The organism is Leclercia sp. J807 (assembly GCF_009734465.1).
Classification (GTDB): domain Bacteria; phylum Pseudomonadota; class Gammaproteobacteria; order Enterobacterales; family Enterobacteriaceae; genus Enterobacter.
Genome location: NZ_CP046446.1, coordinates 2,340,697 through 2,359,902, shown reverse-complemented (window position 1 = coordinate 2,359,902; position 19,206 = coordinate 2,340,697). Strand labels below are relative to the sequence as shown.

17 protein-coding genes are annotated in these 19,206 nt (G+C 59.1%); 7 read left to right on the top strand and 10 right to left on the bottom strand.

What is annotated here, in order from left to right:
• The first annotated feature begins 37 nt into the window (after positions 1–37).
• Positions 38–1,531, top strand: coding sequence for an MFS transporter (locus GNG26_RS11390; protein WP_156238772.1), 1,494 nt, complete (start codon positions 38–40; stop codon positions 1,529–1,531).
• Here GNG26_RS11390 and GNG26_RS11385 read toward each other — a convergent pair.
• Together GNG26_RS11385 and GNG26_RS11380 are read right to left on the bottom strand one after the other, a co-directional pair.
• The gene (locus GNG26_RS11385) at positions 1,528–2,556 is read right to left on the bottom strand and encodes a LacI family DNA-binding transcriptional regulator (RefSeq protein ID WP_156238770.1); all 1,029 of its coding nucleotides are present in this window, start codon (positions 2,554–2,556) and stop codon (positions 1,528–1,530) included. The genes GNG26_RS11390 and GNG26_RS11385 overlap by 4 nt on opposite strands.
• Entirely contained in the window at positions 2,553–3,311 is a 759-nt protein-coding gene (locus tag GNG26_RS11380) for an MBL fold metallo-hydrolase (protein ID WP_156238768.1), read from the bottom strand. Before GNG26_RS11380 ends, GNG26_RS11385 begins: the two co-directional genes overlap by 4 nt.
• A 150-nt stretch (positions 3,312–3,461) precedes the next feature.
• Between GNG26_RS11380 and GNG26_RS11375 the strand changes: the two genes are divergently transcribed.
• Genes GNG26_RS11375 through GNG26_RS11360 form a run of 4 tightly spaced genes read left to right on the top strand, consistent with a single transcriptional unit; the run spans position 3,462 to position 7,329 of the window.
• Positions 3,462–4,448 carry an ABC transporter ATP-binding protein gene (locus GNG26_RS11375; protein ID WP_156238766.1) on the top strand — a complete coding sequence of 329 codons (987 nt, stop codon included), beginning with the start codon at positions 3,462–3,464 and terminating at the stop codon, positions 4,446–4,448.
• Positions 4,449–4,482: 34 nt separating this feature from the next.
• Positions 4,483–5,628, top strand: coding sequence for an extracellular solute-binding protein (locus GNG26_RS11370; protein ID WP_156238764.1), 1,146 nt, complete (start codon positions 4,483–4,485; stop codon positions 5,626–5,628).
• A 52-nt stretch (positions 5,629–5,680) separates the two neighbouring features.
• Positions 5,681–6,508 (top strand): ABC transporter permease, encoded by an 828-nt coding sequence (locus GNG26_RS11365; RefSeq protein ID WP_156238762.1) that lies wholly within the window; start codon positions 5,681–5,683, stop codon positions 6,506–6,508.
• Complete coding sequence (locus GNG26_RS11360) at positions 6,508–7,329, top strand: ABC transporter permease (RefSeq protein ID WP_114387040.1); 822 nt, start codon at positions 6,508–6,510, stop codon at positions 7,327–7,329. The genes GNG26_RS11365 and GNG26_RS11360 overlap by 1 nt, the downstream gene beginning before the upstream one ends.
• 75 nt (positions 7,330–7,404) lie before the next feature.
• Here the strand turns inward: GNG26_RS11360 and GNG26_RS11355 are convergent, their stop codons facing one another.
• The 7 genes from GNG26_RS11355 to GNG26_RS11325 are packed head-to-tail and all read right to left on the bottom strand — an operon-like array spanning position 7,405 to position 13,855.
• Entirely contained in the window at positions 7,405–8,631 is a 1,227-nt protein-coding gene (locus GNG26_RS11355; protein WP_156238760.1) for a Zn-dependent hydrolase, read from the bottom strand.
• On the bottom strand, positions 8,628–9,110 hold the full coding sequence (locus tag GNG26_RS11350) for an L-2-amino-thiazoline-4-carboxylic acid hydrolase (RefSeq protein WP_103821996.1): 483 nt from the start codon (positions 9,108–9,110) through the stop codon (positions 8,628–8,630). The genes GNG26_RS11355 and GNG26_RS11350 overlap by 4 nt, the downstream gene beginning before the upstream one ends.
• 17 nt (positions 9,111–9,127) lie before the next feature.
• A complete protein-coding gene (locus tag GNG26_RS11345) occupies positions 9,128–10,285 on the bottom strand; it encodes a branched-chain amino acid ABC transporter substrate-binding protein (protein WP_156238758.1) in 1,158 nt (385 codons plus the stop codon).
• 27 nt (positions 10,286–10,312) lie between these two features.
• Positions 10,313–11,032 (bottom strand): ABC transporter ATP-binding protein, encoded by a 720-nt coding sequence (locus GNG26_RS11340; RefSeq protein WP_156238756.1) that lies wholly within the window; start codon positions 11,030–11,032, stop codon positions 10,313–10,315.
• The gene (locus GNG26_RS11335; RefSeq protein WP_156238754.1) at positions 11,025–11,792 is read right to left on the bottom strand and encodes an ABC transporter ATP-binding protein; all 768 of its coding nucleotides are present in this window, start codon (positions 11,790–11,792) and stop codon (positions 11,025–11,027) included. The genes GNG26_RS11340 and GNG26_RS11335 overlap by 8 nt, the downstream gene beginning before the upstream one ends.
• Entirely contained in the window at positions 11,789–12,895 is a 1,107-nt protein-coding gene (locus GNG26_RS11330) for a branched-chain amino acid ABC transporter permease (RefSeq protein WP_156238752.1), read from the bottom strand. Before GNG26_RS11330 ends, GNG26_RS11335 begins: the two co-directional genes overlap by 4 nt.
• A gap of 9 nt (positions 12,896–12,904) precedes the next feature.
• Positions 12,905–13,855 carry a branched-chain amino acid ABC transporter permease gene (locus tag GNG26_RS11325; RefSeq protein ID WP_156238750.1) on the bottom strand — a complete coding sequence of 317 codons (951 nt, stop codon included), beginning with the start codon at positions 13,853–13,855 and terminating at the stop codon, positions 12,905–12,907.
• A 171-nt stretch (positions 13,856–14,026) separates the two neighbouring features.
• On the opposite strand from GNG26_RS11325, the gene GNG26_RS11320 reads away from it, so the two are divergent.
• Positions 14,027–14,974, top strand: coding sequence for a LysR substrate-binding domain-containing protein (locus GNG26_RS11320; RefSeq protein WP_156238748.1), 948 nt, complete (start codon positions 14,027–14,029; stop codon positions 14,972–14,974).
• A 65-nt stretch (positions 14,975–15,039) separates the two neighbouring features.
• Here GNG26_RS11320 and yddG read toward each other — a convergent pair whose 3' ends face one another.
• Positions 15,040–15,927 carry an aromatic amino acid DMT transporter YddG gene (gene yddG / locus GNG26_RS11315; protein ID WP_114314939.1) on the bottom strand — a complete coding sequence of 296 codons (888 nt, stop codon included), beginning with the start codon at positions 15,925–15,927 and terminating at the stop codon, positions 15,040–15,042.
• Between the two features lie 221 nt (positions 15,928–16,148).
• On the opposite strand from yddG, the gene fdnG reads away from it, so the two are divergent.
• The gene (gene fdnG, locus GNG26_RS11310) at positions 16,149–19,196 is read left to right on the top strand and encodes a formate dehydrogenase-N subunit alpha (RefSeq protein ID WP_156238746.1); all 3,048 of its coding nucleotides are present in this window, start codon (positions 16,149–16,151) and stop codon (positions 19,194–19,196) included.
• The last annotated feature ends 10 nt before the right edge of the window (positions 19,197–19,206 follow it).

Sequence of the window (19,206 nt, the reverse complement as noted above, 5' to 3'; positions counted from 1 at the left end):
TGGACATGTGTCCAGGTTTGGTCAAATAAGGAAAGTTATGTTTCGTCAGTGGTTAGCGTTAGTGATTATTGTGCTGGTCTATATCCCGGTCGCAATTGACGCCACGGTGCTGCACGTTGCCGCGCCGACGCTCAGCATGACCCTGGATGCCAGCGGCAACGAACTGCTGTGGATCATTGATATCTACTCGCTGGTGATGGCCGGGATGGTGCTGCCAATGGGGGCGCTTGGGGATCGTATCGGGTTTAAACGCCTGCTGATCCTGGGCAGTAGCCTGTTCGGGCTCTCATCGCTGGCGGCGGCGTTTGCGCCCTCCGCCGGGTGGTTGATTGCGGCGCGGGCGCTGCTTGCCATCGGGGCGGCGATGATCATTCCCGCCACCCTCGCCGGGATCCGCACCCTGTTCCCGGATGCGCGTCGGCGCAATATTGCCCTCGGCGTCTGGGCGGCGGTGGGATCTGGCGGGGCGGCCTTCGGCCCGCTGATTGGCGGCATATTGCTGGCGCACTTCTACTGGGGCGCGGTGTTTTTAATCAACGTCCCCATTGTCCTGCTGGTGGTCTCCCTGGCGGCGCGTTTTGTGCCCGCCCAGCAGGGCCGACCCGAGCAGCCGCTTAACATCACCCATGCCCTGATGCTGATTGTGGCGATTTTGCTGCTGGTCTACAGCGCCAAAACCGCGCTTAAAGGGGCAATATCGCCGTGGTTGGTGGCGGGGACACTGCTGACCGGTGCGGCAATGCTGTGGATTTTTGTCCGCATTCAGCTCCGCGCCCGCACGCCGATGATCGACCTGCGGCTGTTCGGCCATCGCATTATTTTGAGCGGGGTGGTGATGGCGATGACGGCGATGATCGCCCTGGTGGGCTTTGAGCTGCTGATGGCCCAGGAGCTGCAGTTTGTCCACGGGTTCACCCCGTTTGAGGCGGGCATGTTTATGCTACCGGTAATGGTCGCCAGTGGCTTTAGCGGGCCGATCGCCGGGGTGCTGGTCGGGCGTCTGGGTCTGCGGATCGTGGCGACCGGCGGCATGGGCCTGAGCGCGCTTAGCTTCATTGGGCTGTCGATGCTCGACTTCAGCACCCAGCAGTGGCAAGCCTGGAGCCTGATGGTGCTGCTGGGCTTCAGCGCCGCCAGCGCGCTGCTGGCCTCGACCTCGGCCATTATGGCCGCCGCGCCAAAAGAGAAAGCCGCCGCTGCCGGGGCGATTGAAACCATGTCCTATGAGCTGGGCGCTGGTCTGGGGATTGCCATCTTCGGGCTGCTGCTGACCCGCAGTTTCTCGGCTTCCATTGAATTACCGCAGGGGCTGAATGCCAGCCTGGCGGAGCACGCGTCCTCCTCCATCGGCGAGGCGGTGAAGGTTGCGCAGGATCTGCCGCCAACCCTTGCTGAGTCGGTGATTCAGGCAGCGAAAACGGCGTTTATCACCTCGCACAGCGTGGCGCTGGGCAGCGCAGGCGGGATGCTGCTGGTGCTGGCCGTCGGGATCTGGTTTAGCCTGGCGAAGGCGCCGCGCGACGGGGGTTAAGCCCCTTCGGGCCGGGGAGAGGTGAGTCGGTAAACCAGCTCCACCTTCACCCACTCCACCTGCGAAGGCTGGTGCGGGTTTTGCGCCCGCGCTAGCAGCCGCGTCAGCGCGCGGCGTGCGATCCCGGCGACATCCTGATGCAGCGTGGTCAGTTGATAGCTTAACTGACCGCTTTGCGGCGTGTTATCGAAGCCAATCAGATGAAAATCGTGCGGGGCCGATTTGCCCCGCTGGCGCATCCCGTCCAGAAACCCGCAGGCCAGCTGCGCATTGGCGCAGAAAATCCCCTCTGGCAGCTCGCCTTGATAACCCAGGGCAGCCGCCAGCCCGCCATCGTAACCCTCCGTCGGGGCGGCGAGCCAGCTGAGCTGGCACGTGGTGTCGACCCCCAGCTGTTGCAGCGCATGGACAAATGCCTCGCCCCGCATCATGCCCGCCCAGGTGGAGGCCGGGTGATTAAGCCAGCCGAAGCGACGGCACCCGGCGCGCCAGAGCTGTTCGGCAGCCAGCTGTGCGCCGCGCTGGTTATCCGAGCAGATAAAATCCACCCAAGGCATGTCGGGAGGGCGGTTAATACCGACCACCGGGATCTGCTGGCTGACGCACTCATTCACGATAGCCTCCGGCGGCCTGCCTGAGGTGACAATCACCCCGGAGACGCGAAACTGGGTGAAGCGTCGCAGAGTGTTAACCAGATCCTCCTCGCCGGTGATCTCGCTCACCAGAGCCTGGTAGCCGCGCCGCTGGATCTCATGGAGTAATCCCTCCAGCAGGCTGCTGCGAAAGGGATCGCCAATGCGGGCGACGATCACCCCAATCAGCTGGCTCCGCTGGCGGTTCAATCCCTGGGCGAGAAAATTGACCTGATAGCCAAGCTCCCGGGCGGCTTGTAAGACCTTTTCCCGGGTGGCGGGGGAGATGCTGCCGTTGCTGCTCAGGGCGCGGGAGACCACGGCGCGGGAAACGCCCGCTCTTCTCGCCACATCCTCGGCGGTCACCGTCTGCTTGCGAGGCGCGTCGCTCACCGCGTTTCCTCCCGGTGAAGGGGCAGCTCGAAGGACATGCCCTCTTCGCTGACGAACAGACCAGGATGGAGCTGACAGGCCTGCGCCAGGATGGGCCGGGCGCTGTCGTGGCAATGATAGAGGCCCAGCGCAGGCAGTTTGAGCCGGGTGAAGAGCGCCAGGCAGTCGGGGAAATCGCCATGCGAGGCGTCGTCGGGCAGCGCTGTTGCCGAGGCGCACTCCTGAAAGGCCAGATCGGCTCCCGCCATCAGGGCAATACTTTCCGGGGTCGGGCGGCCATCACCGCTGTAAAACAGGGTAGCGCCCGGCGCCTCAATCCGCAGGGCCAGGTTAGGGATTTCGTGATGGGTAAAGGCGGTCCGCAGGAGCCAGTTCTGCCAGCGCCACTCCGGCGTGCTGTCGCGCCAGTCGATAGCAAAGCAGAGCCCGCTTTCCGGCCAGTTCGCGAGGTTTGCCAGCTGAAGCAGTGCCGGGCGGTGGGCAGGCTGCGACCAGATAATCAGCGGTTTCGTTCGCTGAAAACTTTTCCAGTGGTTAAGGAGCGCCGTCAGTCCGGTGCAGTGATCCGGATGGATATGGGTGAAAAAGAGGGCATCAATGTCGTTCACGTCCAGTCCCCGCTGCCATAACGCCCGGGGAATGGTTGGCCCGCAATCAATCAGCAACTGATAGCCCGCGTTATCAATGACCCGGATTGCCGACGTATTATTCAGCAGGGAGAAAGCACTGCCGCAACCCAGAATATCTATTTTCATTTCGCCTCACCAAAAATTTTGCGGACTTAATCAAATTGTCACAAACAGACGACACAGTAGGCGCACATAATGGCGCTGGAACGTTGCGTTTTTTTTACAAAGAAATGAACACGTGTTCATCGGCGACGTGAAAGAATTAAGGGATCGTGCGTGAGTTATTTGCAAATAGATAAACTGAAAGTTGCCTACGGGAATAATATTGTTCTTCACGATATCCATCTGGCGGTCGGCAAGGGCGAGATGATCGCGCATCTCGGCCCCTCTGGCTGCGGAAAGACGACGCTGCTCAATGCGTTATGCGGTTTTTTACCCGTGCGCTCCGGTACCGTGGCGATTAATGGTCGGGATATCACCCACAGCTCTCCGGAACAGCGAAATATCACCATGGTATTTCAGAGTTATGCGTTGTGGCCGCATTTAACGGTCGCGCAAAATATCGGTTACGGATTAAAAGTTCGCCGCGTTAAAAAAGAGGAAATAACCCGTCGGGTGCAGGCGCTATTAAAAATAATTAACCTCGAAGGTTATGCGGAAATAAAGGTGACGGCCCTTTCTGGCGGTCAGCGTCAGCGGGTTGCCCTGGCCCGGGCGCTGGCAATTGAACCGGATGTGCTGGTGCTCGATGAGCCACTGTCGAACCTGGATGCCAAAGTGCGCCTCAATGTGCGCCATGAGATCAAAGCGCTACAAAAGCGACTCGGTTTTACCTCGCTGATCGTCACTCACGACCAGCAGGAAGCGCTGGTGATGGCCGACAGAATTGCCGTGCTGAATAACGGTCGCATCGAACAGATCGGCACCCCGGAGGCAATTTACCACCGCCCGGCAACGCCTTTTGTCGCCGATTTTATGGGGGCGGATAACTGCATTACCCCTGATAACGGGCAGGGGAGAACGCTCTATTTTCGCAGCGCCGATATCGCCATGCATGCCGCATTGCCGCCGTCCGCACCGGGAGGATTAACCCTCGAAGGGATTATTGAGGAGAGTGCCTTCTTGGGTCATCACTACCGGCACAGCGTGCGCTGTGGCGCAAAGATCTTACTCGCAGACTCAGCAACATGCTGGCCTGACCGTTCGCCGGTGGTGCTGCATGTGCCTGATGCTGCGCTCCATGCCTTTGAACCTGCTTTGTAATGCCAACCGACACACACTTTTCTGGGGATCATTCATGTCCGTAAAAACAAAAATGGCTATCACTGCCGCACTTTATCTGGGCTGCCTGCACGCTGCGCATGCCGAAACGGTACTCAACGTGGCCACGGCCGGAGACCAGAATATGGTGGATTACGTCAAAACCTGGCTGGGGCCGAAATTTGAGGCCGCCCATCCGGGGGTAAAAGTGCAGGTGGTCGGCACCGGGCCCGGCGATGCCGGATCAAATAAGATCGTTGAAAAGCTGACGGCGCAGGCGCAGAGCAGCGCGAAAAGCTGGGATATAGATGTGGCGGTGGTCCATCAGGCCGCAGGCGGCCAACTGGTAGAGAAAGGGCTGCTTGAGAATTACCGCCAGGCGGTGAAAACCGGCACCATGACCACCGCAGAGAACGCCAAAAACGCGCTGGGGGTCAACGTTGACGGCTACGTGATGCCTATGTTCCTGAGCCAGACGGCGATGGCTTACAACAGCGACCTCATCGCCACTCCGCCGAAATCTTATGACGAGCTGGTGCAGTGGTCGGAAAAAAATCCCAAAGCCTTCGGCTATAACGGCATCAAAAACGGTATGTCAGGCGTGAGCTTTGTGGTGGGCTGGATCTACGCCTACGGTACGCCAGCCGAGCGCCTTACCGCGCTGCCATATGATAAAGGGGTTGAAAAAGAGTGGGGGCCGGCCTGGGCGAAGCTGAAAGCATTTAATAAAAACATCACCTTTACGCCGGGCAATGCCGGGACGCTGGATATGCTCAGCCGGGGCGAAATCGCTATGGGGCCGGTATGGGTGGATATGTTCTACAGCTGGAAAGATCAGGGCAAGCTGCCGCCGTCCATCAAGCTGACCTTAATCGCACCCGGTATGCCGGGGCAGCCGATGTATTACGTCATCCCGGCCAAAGCCGCGCAGGCAAAACTGGCGCAGGAGTTTATCGAGCTGGCGACCAGCCCGCAGATTCAGGCGGAGGGGATCGTGAAGCAATTTAACTGGTACCCAGGGATCGACGCGAAATATGTGAAAGGGGCGCTGGATGATGCGACGTGGCAGAAGCTCTTTGCGGAAATTTCACCGGAAACCTTAGCGGAAAATGGCAAAAGTTTCCCTCTCAAACCCTACTTTGACGCTATCAAAGAAGGTTACGAGAGCCAGGGTTCGAACTGAGGGTATGGCGTGCCTGGCAGAATATTGCCAGGCACCTTAGCGGTGATTATTCATGCGACAGACATTTCACGCTTTCCTGCTGGTTATTCCGGCGACGCTGATGATTGGCATCTTCTTTCTCTGGCCGCTGGGCTATTCGCTTATTTCGGCTTTTACCCATGAAACAGGTTTGACGCTGGCGCACTTTGAAAAAGTGTTTAGCCTCTATTCGAACGATATTCTCTTTACCCTGATCATTGTGCTCGTTTCACTGGCGATCCTGGCGCTGCTCTCCATCACTATTTCCGCCGTGATTGTGCTCTCGCCCTGTCGTCGTCTCGTTAAAGCGCTGGCCTTTTTATACCGCCTGCCGCTGTTTATCCCGTTTATCGTTGCCGCGCAGATGATGCGGACCTTCCTGGCAAAAAACGGCCTGATGAACAATACGTTGGTTGCCCTCGGCGTAATGACGCCGATGGAGACCACCTCGCTGCTGGGCTGGAGCGGGATCATTATTACCTTTGTCTGGAAACAGATGGCCTTTACCACGCTGCTGATTAGCGGCGCCATGGCGGCGGTGGAGCCTACCCATATTCTGGCGGCGAAAAACCTCGGTGCCTCCCGGATGCGTATCTTGTTCGACATTATTTTGCCCCAGATATTGCCGACCATTGGCATCGCGATGGTGTTATCGACGGTCACCATGATGTCGGTGCTGTCAGTTCCCCTGATGATCGGCACTGGCACCCCGACGATGATGACCGTCGATATGGCATTTCGCGTCAACTCGTATGGCGACTATCCGGTTGCTAACGCGATGGGGGTCATCTCATACCTGATGTGCGCCGCGATGTCCTGGTTCTATCTGCGCCACAGCCTGAATGCAAAAGGAAATCCCTGATGAACGCGCTGTTTAAAAGAATTCGCGGCAGCTTTATTCTACAAACCCTTCTACTCACCTTTCTGGTGCTGGCGCTGTTTGGCCCGCTGCTTAACCTGCTGATCTGGACGGTGGCGGAGAGCTGGTTTTTCCCGCATACCTTGCCCAGTCAGTGGGGGCTGAAATACTGGGGGCAGGTTTTTAGCCCTTACAGTGACGTCTCCGGCTCGTTGTCCATCAGCGTCCTGATAGCTCTCCTGTCAGTGGTAGTGTGTCTGCTGATTTCAATCCCGGCAGGGTACGCACTTTCGCACCGGTCCATGCCGTGCCGCGCCTTCTTTATGCTGCTGTTTTTGATCCCGCAGGCCTTCCCGAACCTGACGGTCTATATGAACGTGGCGCGGCTCTTCTACCAGTGGGGGTTGAACGGGACGATTGCCGGGGTAGTGCTGGTGCACAGCGTGCACGGGCTGATGTACTCCATCTGGATAAGCGTCGCGGCGTTCTCGGCGCTCGATCCGCTGCTGGCGCGGGCGTCACGCAATCTGGGCGCCGGGCCGGTCTACACCTTTTTCCATATCATCCTGCCGCAGGCCGCCCCCGGGCTGATTGCCGCCAGCATCTTTGTCTTTCTCGAGTCGCTGGATGAGTTTACCGCCACGTTCTTTGTCGGCGCGCCGGAGATCAACACGCTGCCAATACTGCTCTATACCGCCAGCATGTCGGGGAATTATCAGATGTCCTCCATTACGGCGCTGATTCTGCTGGTGCCGTCGGTGATCTTTATGCTGGTGATCCATAAATTCATGCGCCCTGAGATGCTGTCGAAGCTGGGGAAATAACCGCCATTAGTTACAACATACTGTAAGCGTTTTCGATTAATAGTTCCCCGGCCGTTGGCCGGGGAAAGTGCCTGTTTATAACTCCTGCGCCGCACTCAGCACGCTATGCAGCAACACATTGGCCCCTTTTTCTGACCATTCCGGATGAATCTTTTCCGCTTCGTTATGGCTAATGCCCTTCACGCAGGGGATAAAGATCATGCTGGCAGGCGCGATTTTGCTGACGTAACAGGTATCGTGCCCGGCGCCGGATACCATCGATTTTGATGAATAGCCCAGCGCGGCCACAGCCTGTTCCGTTCGGACAAGACAGGTTTCATCAAAGGCGACAGGTGCATAGTCGAAGATGCGCTCGACGCTGGCGCTCACGCCACGCGTCGAAAGACCTGCAGCCGCCTGATGCAGCGCGGTTTCCATCGCCTCCAGCGCCTCGCTGAGCGGATGGCGGAACTCTACGCTGCACACCACCCGGGACGGGACGACGTTTCGTGAATTCGGGGTCACGTTCGCCATGCCGATGGTGGCACGCCCGTCCGGGGCATGCTGATAACCTATTTCCTCCACCTTCAGCGCCAGCTCCGCAAAAGCGGTTAACGCATCGCGGCGGCTGTGCATTGGCGTGGTGCCCGCATGTGCGGCAAACCCGTCGAGAGTAAGGGTAAACCAGCGCTGACCCATCGCAGCACGCACCAGGCCGATATCCACCGCTTCATCTTCGAGGATCGGTCCCTGTTCGATATGCAGCTCATAGCAGGCGTGGATCGGGAAGGCGCGGGCAGGGCGTGGGCCACGATAGCCGATGGCCTCAAGGGCGTCGCGAACGGTGATCTGTTTGCTGTCCATCCTGGCGTAAGCAAAGGCTTCGGAAAGTTGACCCGCCCAGACCCCGGAGGCGAGCATCGCCGGGGCAAAGCGCGCGCCTTCTTCGTTGGTCCAGTTCACCAGCACGATATCGCGCTCGGTTTCTACCTGATGATCGTTCAGGGTGCGCAGCAGCTCCAGCCCGGCCAACACGCCGTAGATCCCGTCATAGTTGCCGCCGAGCGGCTGGGAATCTACGTGGGAACCGGTCATCACCGGGGGCAGCGCCGGGTTTTTACCGGCGCGGCGGATAAACATATTGCCCATGCTGTCGACATCACAGGAGAAGCCCGCCTCCAGCGCCCAGTCGCGCAGCAGGTTGCGGGCAATACGATCTTCCTCGCTCAGCGCCAGGCGGGTCACCCCCCCGGCAGGGGTGCCGCCGATCTGCGCCATTCTCTCCAGCGTTGACCACAGGCGGTCTGCATTAACGCGGATCATGCTTTGTCCTTGGTGCTGCGATAGCGGAAGTCACAGCATTTACCGCCCTGCATGATGGTGGTGGTGCGCGTCAGCTCCACGTCCGGCGCGTAGCCGACGATGAATTTCTCATCCCGGGCGCACGACAGCAGGTGGCCGATCTCGCCGAGGCCCATCTCGTGATACATCTCGGCATAGCGGCAGCGGGTCACGTTGTAGTTGTACTGCTGGTCGTCGGCGTCGATCACCTTCACGTCCAGAGCGTTATCCTTCTCCCACAGATACTGCAGGGCGATAAAGCTCTTCACGTCCGCGCCGTTCGGCTCCTTGCTGGCAAACTCTTTGCCCGCGTTAATGGCGGCCTGCTCAATGGCCTCGCCAATCACCGCCTGAGCGCGGGTCTTGCCGATCTCGCGGACCAGGATTTCGTAAATTGGTTTAATAATTTCTGCTTCAATTTTGCGGCGGGCAAGAATGCCCAGCTCATTATTATCACTCATCACATTGCCTCACTGCGTTACTTAGCTTTTGCGCCGCCGAGCACGGTTTGCGGCTGCCATTTGCCATCGACCACTTTATAGACGGTGAAGGACGGAGCCTTCAGGTTGCCCTGATCGTCAAAGGCGATCTGCCCGGTGACGCCGGAATAGCTGATGGCGCGCAGGGCAGGCAGGTACTCTGCCGGATCAACCGAGTCGGCTTTTTCCATCGCGGCAACAAGTACGCGAGTGGCGTCATAGGCGAAGGGGGCGTGCAGTTCGATATGGGTGTGGTAGCGGGACTGGTATGCCTGCTCGAAGGTCTTGCCGCCCGGCATCTGATCCACCGGCAGGCCCGGCTCCAGCGCGACAACGCCTTCACCCTCTTTCTGCGCCAGTTGCAGGAAGGTCTGGCTGACAAAGCCGCCTGCGCCCATCAGGGTAGTCTTCATACCCAGCTGTTTGATACGACGCGCCAGCGGTGCCGCCTGGCTGTCCACGCCGCCGAAGAAGATCAGATCCGCATTTTTGCTGCGAATAGCGGTCAACACGGCGCTAAAGTCAACGGTTTTATCGTCCACGTACTGACGGTCAACAATCTTCACGCCCTGGGCTTCCAGCGATTTAATAAACTCATCCGCCAGGCCCTGACCAAAGGCGGTACGATCGTCGATAACCGCGATGCGTTTGGCTTTCAGGGTATTTACCGCGTACTGTCCGGCAAACTGGCCGCCGTCATCGTCGTGGCCCATCACGCGGAAGCTGGTGTCGAAACCCTGTTTGGTATAGGCATGACCGGTGGCAACGGGAGCCACCTGAGCGATACCGGCATCGTGATAGACGCGGGCCGCCGGGATGCTGGTGCCGGTGTTCCAGTGGCCGACCACGCCTGCCACGCCGCTATCCACCAGACGCTGCGCCACAGCCACGGCAGTGCGCGGATCCGACTGGTCATCTTCCGATTGCAGTTTGAAGGTCACCGCTTTACCGCCGATGGTCGGGTGCTGTTTGTTGATATCGTCAATCGCCAGCTGCGCACCGTTCTCCAGATCTTTACCGATACGGGCAGACGGCCCGGTCAGCGGGCCCGCCAGGCCGATCACCACGGTTTCGCTGTCGGCGGCCCAGGCACCGGTGGAGGCAAACCCGCTGAGCATAATGGCCGCGCTGAGCGCACTGATTTTAATGGTTTTCATTATTTTTCCCTGATATTGGTTGGTGTGTTAAGCGGGCATTTCACCCAAATAAATCTGTGCAATCTGGTCGTCGTCGAGCATCGCCCTGGACTCGCCGTGATGGACGATGCTGCCGCTGTCCATCACCCAGGCCTGGTCGGTCACTTCCAGCGCCAAGCGGGCGTTCTGTTCGATCAGCAACAACGCCACGCCGCGCTCGCGTAGTCCGGCGATGACGGCAAAAATGTTCTCCACCATCTTCGGCGCGAGGCCCATGGAGGGTTCGTCGAGGATCAGCAGGCGCGGACGGCTGAGCAGGGCGCGGTTCAGGGCTAAAAGCTGCTGTTCCCCGCCGGAGAGCAGACCGGCGAGCTGATGCTGGCGTTCGCCAAGCCGCGGGAACCGTTCGAAAATTTCGTTCATCTCCTGCCTGACAGTGACAGCGTCACGTCGAAGCCAGGCCCCCATCTGCAGGTTCTCCAGCACCGTCATGCGGGCGAAGATGCCGCGGCCTTCCGGAACCATCACCAGCCCGTCGCGTAGCAGCGCTTCGGCTTTCTGTTTGCGGACCGGTTTTCCGTTAAATTCGATGTTGCCGCCAAAACGCTCCAGCCCGGTGATGGCCCGTACGGTGGAGCTTTTGCCCGCGCCGTTGGCCCCGATCAGCGTGGCTTGTTCGCCTTCACGCAGGCTAAAGGAGACGTCGCGCACCGCCTGGATGCCGCCGTAATGCACGTCCAGACGTTCCACTTTCAGTAATTCAGACATGAGCATTGCCTCCAAGCCAGGCGGCGATCACCGCCGGGTCGCGACGCACGCTGTCCGGGGTGCCGCTGGCCAGCGTTTTGCCGTAATCCAGCACCGTTAGGCGATCGCAGATCCCCATCACCAGCTTGACGTCGTGTTCAATCATCAGCAGGGTTTTGCCGTCGTCACGAATACGGGTCAGCAGCTCCCCGAGAGCCACTTTCTCCGCCGCGTTCATCCCGGCGGCGGGTTCATCCAGCGCCAGCAGCAGCGGATCGGTCGCCAGCGCGCGGGCGATCTCCAGCCGCCGCTGATGGCCGTAAGCCATATCGCAGGCGCGGTAGTGGGCAAACTTCGCAATGCCGGTGTACGCCAGCCAGTGCCAGGCCTGCTCAAGGGTCTGAGCTTCTTCTGCCCGGGCGCGTTTGTGACGGCTCAGCGCCGCCCAGAGTCCGTTGCGGGTGCGCACGTGGCGACCCACCATGACGTTCTCCAGCACCGACATCTCGTTAAACAGACGCACGTTCTGGAAGGTACGGGCGATGCCCGCGGCAGTTACCTTCTCGATCTGGGTCGGGAAGTAGGGCTTATCGGCGATGGCGAACTCACCGCTGTCAGCGGGATACAGGCCGGTGATCAGGTTAAAGCAGGTGGTTTTGCCCGCGCCGTTGGGGCCAATCAGGCCATAGATTTCGCCCTTATTAATCGACATCGAGACGTTATCCACGGCGGTAAGGCCGCCAAAGCGTTTGGACATATTGCGCACGGTTAACAGGCTCATGCTTTTACCTCCTTGTGGCGCTTCGGCCAGATGCCCGACGGGCGAACCAGCATCACCAGCACCAGCGCCAGGCCGTAAAACAGCTGACGCAGGATCTCCGGATCAATCAGTACCGAACCAAACAGCGCCTGTTGGACCGGGGCCGCCTGGCTGCGCAGCAGCTCCGGCAGGGCGGTGAGCAGTACCGCACCGAGGATCACCCCCGGGATATGGCCCATCCCACCCAGCACCACCATCGCCAGCACGGCAATGGACTCCTGCAGGGTGAAGGATTCCGGCGAGACAAAGCCCTGGAAGGCGCCGAACAGCGCCCCGGCCACACCGCCGAAGGAGGCACCCATGGCAAAGGCCAGCAGCTTAAAGTTGCGCACGTTGATGCCCATTGCCCGGGCGACATCTTCATCTTCACGGATAGCGTGCCACGCCCGGCCAATGCGCGAGTGTTGCAGGCGCAGGCAGACAAAAATGATCCCGACAATCACCAGCATCAGCAGGTAGTACCACAGCCACAGGGCGGGCACTTTGACGCCGAACCAGTGGTAAACGCCGCTGAACTTCAGGCCAAACAGGTTGAGGGTGTCAACGCCGGTAATGCCTTTTGCGCCGTTGGTGATATTCACCGGGCGGTCGAGGTTACGCATCAGAATGCGGATGATCTCCCCGAAGCCGAGGGTCACAATCGCCAGGTAATCCCCGCGCAGCTTCAGCGTCGGGGCACCCAGTAGAATGCCGCACACCGCCGCGACCAGCGCCGCAATCGGGACAATCAGCAGGTACGAGGTGTGCAGCCCGTCCGGGAACCAGAGGCTCAGGATCGGGAACACCTCTGCGAGATGCGGTGACGCCATAAGCGCCGCCAGATAGGCGCCAACGGCATAGAAGGCGATAAAGCCCATATCCAGCAGGCCGGTGTAGCCGACAACAATATTCAGCCCCAGCGCCAGCATGATGTAGAGCAGGGCGAAGTCGATCACCCGCACCCAGTAGTTGCCACCCAACTGGGTAGCCACGATCGGCGCGAGCAGCAGGGCAAGCACGAAGAGCGTCATGCCGGACCAGAATTTACCGCTGGCCGCCGGGGTTTTGATTTCAATGGCAGTCATGATTTTCCCTTATGCCCTGTGCGCCACGCGCTCGCCCAGCAGACCTGCCGGACGGAAGACCAGCACCAGAATCAGCACAATAAAGGCGAACACGTCCTGGTAGTTGCTGCCGAACACGCCGTGAGTCAGCTCGCCCAGATAACCGGCGCCCAGCGCTTCGATAATGCCGAGCAGGATCCCGCCAATCATCGCTCCGCGAATATTGCCGATGCCGCCGAGAACGGCTGCGGTAAAGGCTTTAATGCCCGGCAGAAAGCCCATTGAGAAGCTGGCGTTGCCGTAGTTGCTGGCCATCATCACGCCCGCCAGCGCGGCAAAAATGCCACCAATCGCAAAAGTCAGGGTGATGATGGCGTTTGGATTAACCCCCATCAGGGTGGCGACGCGTGGGTTTTCAGCCACCGCGCGCATACCGCGGCCGAGGCGGGTGTACTCCACCAGCAGCCACAGGCCGGTCATGACGATCAGCGCCAGCGCCACGGTAACTATGCCGGTGATGGTGACAATCGCCGGAGGATGCGCCTCGCTACCTGCCGTGATGGCAATCGGGTCCATCGGCAGGATCTGCGGGAACATCAGCGGATTACGCGACCAGATAATCATCGCCACGGTTTGCAGCAGCACCGATACGCCAATCCCGGAGATCAACGGTGCCAGCCGCGGGGCATTACGCAGGCGGCGGTAGGCAAAGCGCTCAACGGCCATCGCCAGCAGGGCGCAGACCGCCATGGCGATCAGCAGCGCAAAGCCGAGCTGCAGCAGCTGCGGCATGGCGGGGAAATAGCCGTTGAGAAGATTCAGCGCCGAGAGGGTGGTCAGCGCGCCAACCATCAAAATATCGCCATGGGCGAAGTTAATAATGCGCAAAATGCCATACACCATGGTATAGCCCAGCGCGATCAGCGCGTAGATGCTGCCCAGCATCACGCCATTGATCAGTTGTTGTATGAGTGTGTCCAACGTTGTTACCCGACAAATTGCTCTTTTCAGCGGCTAACATCTAATAATTGAATTAAATTGTGAAATACGCATATATTCTTTCTTATGATTTTTGGAGCTTGCACTATCTGATTGATTTTAATGATTATGATAAATGGCTGATTAACCGGATTATCCATAACAGATCAATATATGAATAAAACAGAACAATCCCTGGCGTTGTCGGCCTTTGCCGAGAGCCGGCTGGCGAACGATCCACCGCTCCGTGCTGTGCGAGCCTTCGAGGCGATAGCCCGGCTGGGCAGCGTGACGCAGGCGGCCCAGGAGCTGGAGATATCGCCCTCGGCGGTGAGTCATCAGCTGAAAGTGCTGGAAGGGTATTTACAGATGCCGCTCACCGAGCGTCAGGGGCGCGGGCTGATCCTGAGCCAGCAGGGGCGGGATTATTACCGCTCCATTCGCGCGGCCTTTAACGTGCTGCGCCAGGCCACCGGGCATCTGCTGGAGCAGGTGCAGACCCGCCAGGTGACCATCAGCCTGATCCCGCTTTTTGGCATGGGGTGGTTTATCCCGCGCCTGCCCGGGTTTATGCGGGCTAACCCACAGACCGAAATTAACGTGGTCTACGCCAATCACCGCAACTACCTGAGCGATGCTTCGGATATGTCGATCCGCTTCGGCAATGGGCAGTGGGCGGGCTACCAGAGCGAAAAGCTGATCTCCGGGCAGATGGTGCCAGTCTGTAGCCGGGCGTTTTTGCTCCTGCACGGGCATATCGATACCCCCGAACAGCTGCTGCAAATGCCGCTCCTGCATGATGAGGAGCGCACTACCTGGCAGCAGTGGTTTATCCAGCAGGGGGTAAAACGCCCGCTGCGGCGCAGCGGCCCGATGTTTGAAGACGGGCTGTTAACCCTGGCGGGGGTACAGGCGGGGCTGGGCTGCGCGTTGATGCGCGAACCGCTGATTGCACCCTATCTGGAGAGCGGTGAGCTGGTGAAGATCTTCGATCTCCCTATCGACGATGGTCGGGATTACTACCTGTGCGTGCGTCAGGATGGAGAGATGAGTCAGGACGGGAAGTTGCTTCAGAACTGGTTGCGGCGGAACAGTAACCTCTCCCTTGAGGGAGAGGGTTAGGGGAATCAGACTGTGCCGGAGCAACAATGCCGGGTGGCGGCTACGCCTTACCCGGCCTACAAAACTCAACCCCTACGGGCCCGCGTGGCGTACCAGCACAGCAGCGAGCCAGCGCACACCATCATCGCCCCCTGCCAGAAGCTGAACGACAGCGGCGCATTCAGCAGCACCGCCGCCAGCGCCGCTGACAGTACCGGGGTGAAATAGGATGCCGCCGCCAGCAGCGTCACGTTGCCGTGCAAGATACCGATATTCCACGACGCGTAGCCAAACCCCAGCGCCACGCCGCACATTAAAAGTTTGATCACCACCGGCACGCTAAACACCATCTCCGGCTGCGGGCTGAAAGCATATTTCAGCCACAGGGTCAGGGCGGTGAGCAATACAAACAGGGTGATCCCGTTCTGGCCGTTGGCGTATTTACTGGTCACGGTGCAGTAGGCTGCCCAGATAAAGGCGCCAACGAACGCAAGGCCGTAACTTAGCGGGTTGGAGACAATATTGCGGGCGATATCCGTTGGGTTCAGCCCGTTTTCGCCGCCTAATACCCAGCTCACCCCCAGCAGGGCGATGATCAGGCCTGGGATCACCCACAGGGTGGTTTTCTGGCCGTTAAACAGAATGGCGAACACGATGGTCAGGCTCGGCCAGAGATAGTTCACCATCCCCACCTCAATTGCCTGATGGCGGGTGGCGGCATAGCCTAACGAGAGGGCAAGACAGATTTCATAGCTGACAAACAGCACGCTGCCGGCAATGAGATAGCGGGGCGAGAAACGACGCAGTCTGGGGAAACCCACCGTTACCAGACAGAGTAAACCGCTCAGTGTATAGATTGCCGCCGCGCCCCCAACCGGACCTAATCCCTCGCTAACGCCCCTAATCAGACCCACCATCGTGCTCCAGAGCACGATCGCGGCCAGACCGACCAGGGTGGCTTTTTTTCTCTCCATCGCATTTCCACTGGCTATCAATTTAAGGGGCAAATTTATAGCACTGTTTCAGTACCTTCCGCGAATTTATCTGTGCCGAAGTAACCCTTTAGCATTAGTAAAAGCCGCCAGCGCTGACTATTAAGAGGGCGAAGATCGGCGATATTGATTTGCCGCAAAAAAAACAGGGGCTTTGCTGTTAGTTTTCCGCCGGACTTCTCAATGATCTAACGAGGACAACGATGGACGTCAGTCGCAGACAGTTTTTTAAAATCTGCGCGGGCGGTATGGCCGGGACAACAGTAGCCGCTCTGGGGTTTGCCCCCAAAATGGCGCTGGCTCAGGCGCGCAACTATAAGTTGCTGCGTGCCAAAGAGATCCGCAACACCTGCACATACTGCTCCGTGGGATGCGGGCTATTGATGTATAGCCTGGGTGATGGCGCGAAGAACGCTAAAGCGTCGATTTATCATATTGAAGGCGATGCGGATCATCCGGTCAGCCGCGGGGCGTTATGCCCGAAAGGGGCGGGCCTGCTGGACTATGTTCACAGCGACAACCGTCTGCGTTATCCGGAATACCGCGCGCCCGGCTCCAATAAATGGCAGCGCATCTCCTGGGATGAGGCCTTCACCCGCATTGCGAGATTGATGAAAGCCGACCGCGACGCCAACTTCGTCGAGACCAACGAACAGGGTGTAACGGTCAACCGCTGGCTCTCCACCGGGATGCTCTGCGCCTCGGCGGCGAGTAATGAAACCGGCATGCTGACGCAAAAATTTGTGCGCTCACTCGGCATGCTGGCGGTAGACAACCAGGCGCGCGTCTGACACGGACCAACGGTAGCAAGTCTTGCTCCAACATTTGGTCGCGGTGCGATGACCAACCACTGGGTTGATATCAAAAACGCTAACGTCGTGGTGGTGATGGGCGGTAACGCCGCTGAAGCCCATCCGGTGGGATTCCGCTGGGCGATGGAAGCGAAAAATAACAACGATGCGACGCTGATCGTCGTCGATCCGCGCTTTACGCGTACGGCATCGGTGGCCGATATCTATGCGCCTATTCGCTCCGGTACGGACATTACGTTCCTGTCTGGCGTGCTGCTGTACCTGATCGAAAACAATAAAATTAACGCCGAGTACGTTAAGCACTACACCAACGCGAACCTGCTGGTGCGGGAAGATTTTGCCTTTGAGGACGGGTTGTTCAGCGGCTATGACGCCGAAAAACGCCAGTACGATAAATCCTCCTGGAACTATCAGTTCGATGAAAACGGTTACGCGAAACGCGATGAAACCCTGACCGACCCGCGCTGCGTCTGGAACCTGCTTAAGCAGCACGTTTCCCGCTATACGCCGGAGGTGGTGGAGAACATCTGCGGAACGCCGAAAGCGGATTTCCTGAAAGTATGTGAAGTGCTGGCCTCCACCAGTGCCGCGGACAGAACCACGACGTTCCTCTACGCGCTGGGCTGGACGCAACACACCGTGGGTGCGCAGAACATCCGTACCATGGCGATGATCCAGCTCCTGCTCGGCAACATGGGCATGGCCGGTGGCGGCGTGAACGCATTGCGCGGGCACTCTAACATTCAGGGGCTCACCGATCTGGGGCTGCTCTCTACCAGTCTGCCGGGCTACCTGACGCTGCCGTCGGAAAAACAGACCGATCTGCAAACCTACCTGACGGCGAACACACCAAAAGCGACCCTGCCGGACCAGGTGAACTACTGGAGCAACTATCCGAAGTTCTTCGTCAGCCTGATGAAATCGTTCTATGGCGATGCGGCGCAGAAGGAGAACGACTGGGGCTTTAACTGGCTGCCGAAATGGGACCAGGCTTACGACGTCATCAAGTATTTCAACATGATGGCGAAGGGCGACGTGACGGGTTACATCTGCCAGGGCTTTAACCCGGTGGCGTCGTTCCCGGACAAAAACAAGATTGTCGCCAGCCTCAGCAAGCTGAAGTACATGGTGGTGATCGACCCGCTGGTGACGGAAACCTCGCACTTCTGGCAGAACCACGGCGAGATGAACGATGTGGATCCCGCCTCCATTCAGACCGAAGTGTTCCGTCTGCCCTCAACCTGTTTTGCCGAAGAGGATGGCTCTATCGCCAACTCCGGTCGCTGGCTGCAGTGGCACTGGAAAGGACAGGATGCGCCGGGTGAAGCGCGCAACGACGGCGAGATCCTGGCCGGGATTTTCCATCGCCTGCGTGAGATGTACCGCACCGAAGGCGGAAAGGGCGTTGAGCCGCTGCTGCGGATGAACTGGCACTACAAACAGCCGGATCACCCGGAATCGGAAGAGGTGGCGAAAGAGAATAACGGCCGTGCGCTGGCGGATCTCTATGATGCCAGTGGCGCGCTTATCGCGAAAAAAGGCCAGCTGCTGAGCAGCTTCGCCCAACTGCGCGATGACGGTACCACCTCCTCTTCCTGCTGGATTTACACCGGCAGCTGGACCGAGCAGGGCAACCAGATGGCTAACCGCGATAACGCCGACCCGTCCGGGCTGGGCAATACGCTGGGCTGGGCCTGGGCTTGGCCGCTTAACCGTCGCGTGCTCTACAACCGTGCCTCGGCGGATATCAACGGCAAGCCGTGGGATGCGAAACGGATGCTGATCCAGTGGAACGGCACGAAGTGGACCGGAAACGATATCCCGGACTTCAACACCGCCGCGCCGGGCAGCAACACCGGGCCGTTTATCATGCAGCCGGAAGGGCTGGGACGTCTGTTTGCCATCGACAAGCTGGCGGAAGGGCCATTCCCGGAACACTACGAGCCGATGGAAACGCCGCTCGGCACCAACCCGCTGCACCCGAACGTGGTCTCCAGTCCGGTGGTGCGTGTCTATCAGGAAGATGTTGTGCGCATGGGCAAGAAAGACAAGTTCCCGTACGTCGGCACTACCTATCGCCTGACTGAGCACTTCCACACCTGGACCAAGCATGCGCGACTGAACGCCATCGCCCAGCCGGAGCAGTTTGTAGAGATCAGCGAAACCCTGGCGAAGGCCAAAGGGATTGCCAACGGCGATCGCGTTAAGGTCAGTAGCCAGCGCGGGTTCATTCGCGCCGTGGCGGTGGTCACCCGTCGTCTGCAGGCCCTGAACGTTCACGGCCAGCAGGTGGAAACCGTGGGTATTCCGCTGCACTGGGGCTTTGAAGGGGTGGCGCAGAAAGGTTATATCGCCAACACCCTGACGCCTGCGGTGGGGGATTCCAACTCGCAAACGCCAGAGTACAAGGCGTTCCTGGTCAACATCGAGAAAGCATAAGGAGCGAATA